Here is a 5,087-nt window from a genome sequence, read left to right as displayed (position 1 = left end):
GCGGTGCTCGCCACGGCGATCTCGTCGGGGGCGGACGCCACGTTCGTCGTCGCCGTGCAGGTCCTGCGGGTGCTGATGATGCTGCTCGTGGCCCCGGTGCTGGCGCGGCTCGTGGCGGCGCGCGGCGGGGGTTGATCGGCGGGGGTCGAGCGGCGGGGTCGAGCGGCGGGGTCGAGCGGCGCGGGTTGAGCGGCGCGGGTTGAGCGGCGCGGGTTGAGCGGCGCGGATTGAGCGGCGCGGATTGAGCGGCGCGGATTGAGCGGCGCGGCCGGGCCCGCTGCCGGGTGGCCGGTTGTTGTTGCGAGGTCCGCTCGCGGGCGGCGGCTCGGCGACCCGCACGCCGCGTCCATCCCCGGGTCCCCGCGTCCGTCCGCGGGGACCCGGGCGGTGGCCCCGGCGGCGGCGCACCGCCCGTGCGGCGGCACACATGCTCGGGGGTGGCACATGTGTTCCAGCGGTGGCACATACGTTTGGGGCGCCGATGGTCCATCGCTGGAACACATGTTCGAGCGGTGGTGCACGGGGCGGTGGTGCACGGGGCGGTGGTGCACGGGGCGGTGGTCGCGCTTCGGTGGTCGCCGCTGGGCCCGCGGCTGTCGTGCATGCCCGCGCCCGGGATCTGCTCGACCCGAATCTGGCACATGTGCTCCAGCGGTGGCACACGTGCGCCAGCGGTGGGCACCGGGGTGGTGGCACACATTCCCCGGTGGCGGCACACACCCCGGAGCGGCGACACACACCGCCGACGATGTGTGCGAGCACCACGGGGCGTGTGCGACCGTCGAGCACGTGTGCGAGCGTCGCGGGGTCGTCCCGGGCGAGCGTCGAACACATGTGCCACCGCCGAATACATGTGCGAGCACCGCAGGCGACGGCGCGGGCCACCCCCGAACATGTGCGCGAGCGCCGCGGGGTCGTCCCGGGCGAGCGCCGAACACATGTGCCACCGCCGAGCATGTGTGCGAGCACCGCAGGCGACGGCGCGGGCCACCCCCCGAACATGTGCGCCACCCCCGAACATGTGCGCCACCGCCGAACATGTGTGCGAGCGCCGCGGAGCGTCGCCGGCGAGCACCGAACACCTGTGCGAGCACCGAGCATGTGTGCGAGCACCGCAGGGTCCAAGCGCCAGGACGTCGGCGCGGCGACCACCGCCCGACCACGACGTCGGGTGAGCGGCTCCCGGGCGGTGAGATGATCCAGCCGTGAGCGACCGGGACCTCCTTGCCGAGGCGGTGGCGCTCGCCCGCCGCTGCCCGCCGTCGACGACGGCGTTCTCGGTGGGCGCGATCGTCGTCGCCGCGGACGGCCGGGAGATCGCCCGCGGCTGGTCGCGTGACGTGGACGCCGTCGTGCACGCGGAGGAGTCGGCGTTGCGGCGCGCGGCAGGCGACCCTGGGCTGCGCGGCGCCACGGTCTACAGCTCGCTGGAACCCTGCTCGATGCGGGCGTCGCGACCCGTCCCGTGCGCCCGGCTGATCCTGGAGGCCGAAGTCGCACGGGTGGTCCTTGCCTGGCGCGAACCGGACGTGTTCGTTCCCGGTGCGCGGGGCGCGGAGCTGCTCGTGGCGGGCGGCGTCGAGGTCGTCGAGCTGGCCGAGCTCGCCGACGCAGCGCTCGCCCCGAACCGCCACCTCGTCGGCCCGGCCTGACTCCCGATCGATCCAGCGCCGCCCGCGCAAGGGGTTCCCAAAGCGGCTGCCGCGGTTGCATCCTGAGGCCGCCGCCCGACCGCGACCGACCGACCCGCGACCGATCGAACCCGTGCCCGGCCCGACGAGAGGACGCATCCTGGACGAGCGCATGCGCCCCACCCTGCTGCGGGAGCTCCGCGCCTGGCCCACGGTGCTGCTGGTGCTCTTCTGCCTCGGGGTCGGCATCCCCGTCACCGTCGCGCTCACGCCGGCACAGGAGCTGGTCGCCTTCGGCCAGCACGTCTCGGTGGGAGCCCGCCCGCCGTCGCTCACGCTCGCCGGACCCGCCCAGCTCGTCCAGATCGGCAACACCGAGCTGGACGTCGAGCGGGTGCGCGTCTACGGCCCGCTGCGCCCGCGGCTCACCCTCGGTCCCGTCCAGCGCAACGCAGCCGCGGCCGTGGCGTTCGACCCCGAGGCGGGTCCGCCCGCGCGGGCGGCGGCGGTGGACGCCGTCGCGGACGCCTACGTCACCTGGTACGCCTGGGGCGGCGTCGGCCTGCTCGTCTTCACCCTCGCCGCCGCAGCGGCGGCGGGCGGGCTGCGGACGCTGCTCGTGCTGCGCCGCCACGGGCACCCCGACGCCGCGCACCGGCCCGCGCACGAGCTGTGGGCGTACTGCCGGGGCGCCGTCGTGCGGATGGGCGCGATCGCGCTGGTCGCCTCCGCGGCGGCGTGGCTCGTGTCGGGCGCGCTCGCGGTGTCGGGGGCAGCGGGCGGGCTCGCCGACGTCCGCTCGCTCACCCAGCTCGTCGGCGCCTACCACGTGCCGCCCGCGCCCGCCGGCCCGCCGGTCACGGGCTTTCGCGGCGCCGTGATCGGCGACTCCCGGGCCGTGCGGGTAGGGGGCCCGCCGCTGCCCGGTGGCGGCACGGACGACGTCGCCTGCGAGCGCAGCACGGACTCGTTGGCCGCGGAGGTGGGCCGCCTGCAGGGCACGCCGGTGCTCAACCTGGCCTGCCCGGGCGCGACGGTCACCAGCGGCCTGCGTGGCGTTCAGGACCGCGGGGGGCGCATCGTCCCCGCGCAGGTCGGGGTGCTGCAGCAGGTGGAGGACCTCAGGTTCGTGGTGGTCGCCATCGGCCCGAACGACCTCGGCTGGACCGACTTCCTGCGCTACTGCTACGGCGTCGCGGACTGTTCCGACCGCCTCACCCAGGGCGAGTTCGACTACCGCCTCGCCGCCTTCGACCGCTCGTACGGCGACCTGCTCGCCGATCTCGCGAACCTGCCGGACCGCCCGCAGGTCGTGATCACCGCGTCCTACGACGTGTTCGCCGCCGATCCCGACGCCCTCGCCACCTGCCCGGACGCACGCGGGCCCGCCGGGGTCCCCGGGCTGGACGCCGCCAAGGTGGCGCTGTTCGCGGCCCGCAACGCCGCGCTCAACGAGGTGCTCACCGCCGGGGCGGTGAAGTACGGGTTCGCGGTGGCGCGCCCGTCGCTGCGGCCGCTGTGCCCGCCCGCGACGGACGACCCGCGGGGGGACGCCCGCCTGGTCACCTCGCACGACGGCCTCGGCCCGGACCTGCAGGGTCTCGCGGACCCCCAGCCGTTCCACCCGACCGGCATCGGGTCGCTGCGGATGGCGTCGGCGGTCGTGCAGCAGCTCGATCCGGGCAGGGTTCGCTGAGCGGTGCTATTGCGGACAGAAACTGGCCGCAGGAGGCCGTAGTGTTCTTCCCATGACCACGACGCAGACCCTCTCCGCCGAGCGAGCCGACCTGCTGGACCTGCTGGCCAAGCACCGTTTCTTCCTTCGCCACACCCTGCGCGGCCTGACCGACGAGCAGGCGGCGTCGCGCCCCACCGTCAGCGAGCTGTGCCTCGGCGGCCTGGTGAAGCACGTCGCCCTGACCGAGAAGAACTGGGTCTCGTTCGTCGTCGACGGCCCGGCCGCCACGGCCCCCGACGAGGATTCCTACACCGAACACGCGAACAGCTTCCGGATGCTGCCCGGCGAGACCGTCGAGTCGATCCTCGCCGAGTACGACCGCACCGCCGCGCGCACCGACGAGCTCGTGCGCACGCTCCCCGACCTCGACGCGTCCCAGCCGCTGCCCGAGGCCCCCTGGTTCGAGCCGGGCGCGCGGTGGACGGCACGCCGGGTCTTCCTGCACATCGCCACCGAGACCGCGCAGCACTCGGGGCACGCCGACATCCTGCGCGAGGCGATCGACGGCGCCAAGAGCATGGGCTGACTCACGTCGGGGTGTAAGTGGCCTACCGGCGGGTACCCCGGTGCTCGACGAGAGGAGGGCACATGAGCACCGGAGACAGGGCCGAGAGCAAGGCCGGGAACAAGGCAGAGGAGCTGCGGGGCAAGGCCAAGGAGGCCGTCGGCAAGGCCACGGGCGACCGCAACCTCGAGGCCCAGGGCCGCAACGACCAGACCAGGAGCAACCTCAAGCAGGCCGTCCAGAAGGTGAAGGACGCCTTCCGGAAGCGGCGGTGAGCTGACCCGGTCGCCCCCTGCGCGAACGGCACGTACGGGAAATAGGTCTTCCCGTACGTGCCGTTCGCGCGCCAGGCGGTCACGGCCCCGGCCTGCCCGGTCCCCCTCAGCGGGCCGCCGAGGCCTCCCCCTGCACGGCCACCAGCAGCGCCCTGGCCTGCTCCACGGCCGTCGCAGGCCCGGACCCGGCCCGGTCCAGCGCCTCCAACGCGCCGTCGATGGCCGAGCGCAGCCGGCCGACCTCCGCCGCCTGGGCGGCGAGCCGCGTGTGCAGCGTCCACAGGTCGACGAACACGGCGACCTTCGAGCGCAGCGCCCAGGGGTCGAAGGGCTTGGTGATGTAGTCCACCGCACCCGCCTGGTAGCCGCGGAAAGCCAGGTGGGGGTCGTAGTCGACGGCGGTGAGGAACAGGATCGGGATGTGGCGGGTGCGCTCGCGCTGTTTGACGTGCCCCGCGGTCTCGAAGCCGTCCATGCCGGGCATGTGCGCGTCCAGCAGGATCACCGCGTAGTCCTCGGTCAGCAGCCGTTTGAGCGCGTCCTCGCCGCTGGTCACCGATACCAGCTCGATCGGCATCCCCTCGAGGATGGCCGCGAGCGCCACCAGGTTCTCCCGCCGGTCGTCGACCGCGAGGACGCGCGCGATCGCGTCGGTCATCGGCGCACCCCCGCTCCACGGCCCGTCCACGACGCCATGAGCCGCAACAGCTCGTCGAGATCGACGGGCTTGGTGACGTAGTCCGTGGCACCGGCGGCGAGGCTGGACTCGCGGTCGCCCGGCATCGCCTTGGCGGTGAGGAACACGACGGGCAGGTCGCGACCCTGCGGGAGCGACCGGATGATCCGGGTCGTCTCGTTGCCGTCCATGTCCGGCATCATCGCGTCCATCAGCACGATGTCGACCTCCGGTCGCTGCGTGAGCAGCCGGATCCCCTCGG

The 5,087-nt window shown here is 74.1% G+C and carries 7 protein-coding genes; 5 read left to right on the top strand and 2 right to left on the bottom strand.

What is annotated here, in order from left to right; genetic code table 11:
* Nucleotides 1–3: 3 nt before the first annotated feature.
* The 5 genes from AB7J25_RS30065 to AB7J25_RS30045 all read left to right on the top strand — a co-directional run bounded on the left by AB7J25_RS30065 (nt 4) and on the right by AB7J25_RS30045 (nt 4,149).
* Nucleotides 4–135, top strand: coding sequence for an AbrB family transcriptional regulator (locus AB7J25_RS30065; RefSeq protein ID WP_428514676.1), 132 nt, complete (start codon nt 4–6; stop codon nt 133–135).
* Nucleotides 136–1,205: 1,070 nt separating this feature from the next.
* A complete protein-coding gene (locus AB7J25_RS30060) occupies nt 1,206–1,652 on the top strand; it encodes a deaminase (RefSeq protein ID WP_428514674.1) in 447 nt (148 codons plus the stop codon).
* Nucleotides 1,653–1,803: 151 nt separating this feature from the next.
* Nucleotides 1,804–3,327, top strand: a complete 1,524-nt coding sequence (locus tag AB7J25_RS30055; RefSeq protein WP_428514672.1) for a GDSL-type esterase/lipase family protein — start codon at nt 1,804–1,806, stop codon at nt 3,325–3,327.
* A gap of 52 nt (nt 3,328–3,379) precedes the next feature.
* The gene (locus tag AB7J25_RS30050; protein WP_428514670.1) at nt 3,380–3,895 is read left to right on the top strand and encodes a DinB family protein; all 516 of its coding nucleotides are present in this window, start codon (nt 3,380–3,382) and stop codon (nt 3,893–3,895) included.
* Nucleotides 3,896–3,957: 62 nt separating this feature from the next.
* Nucleotides 3,958–4,149 (top strand): CsbD family protein, encoded by a 192-nt coding sequence (locus AB7J25_RS30045; RefSeq protein WP_428514668.1) that lies wholly within the window; start codon nt 3,958–3,960, stop codon nt 4,147–4,149.
* Between the two features lie 106 nt (nt 4,150–4,255).
* Here AB7J25_RS30045 and AB7J25_RS30040 read toward each other — a convergent pair whose 3' ends face one another.
* Together AB7J25_RS30040 and AB7J25_RS30035 are read right to left on the bottom strand one after the other, a co-directional pair.
* Complete coding sequence (locus AB7J25_RS30040) at nt 4,256–4,807, bottom strand: response regulator (protein WP_428514666.1); 552 nt, start codon at nt 4,805–4,807, stop codon at nt 4,256–4,258.
* The coding region (locus AB7J25_RS30035; RefSeq protein WP_428514664.1) for a response regulator at nt 4,804–5,087 on the bottom strand (284 nt) is incomplete at its 5' end. The genes AB7J25_RS30040 and AB7J25_RS30035, both read right to left, overlap by 4 nt.

This window comes from Pseudonocardia sp. (genome assembly GCF_050246655.1).
GTDB lineage: Bacteria > Actinomycetota > Actinomycetes > Mycobacteriales > Pseudonocardiaceae > Pseudonocardia.
The sequence above is the reverse complement of the archived record's forward strand: the minus strand, read 5'-3'. Positions and strand labels throughout refer to the sequence as shown.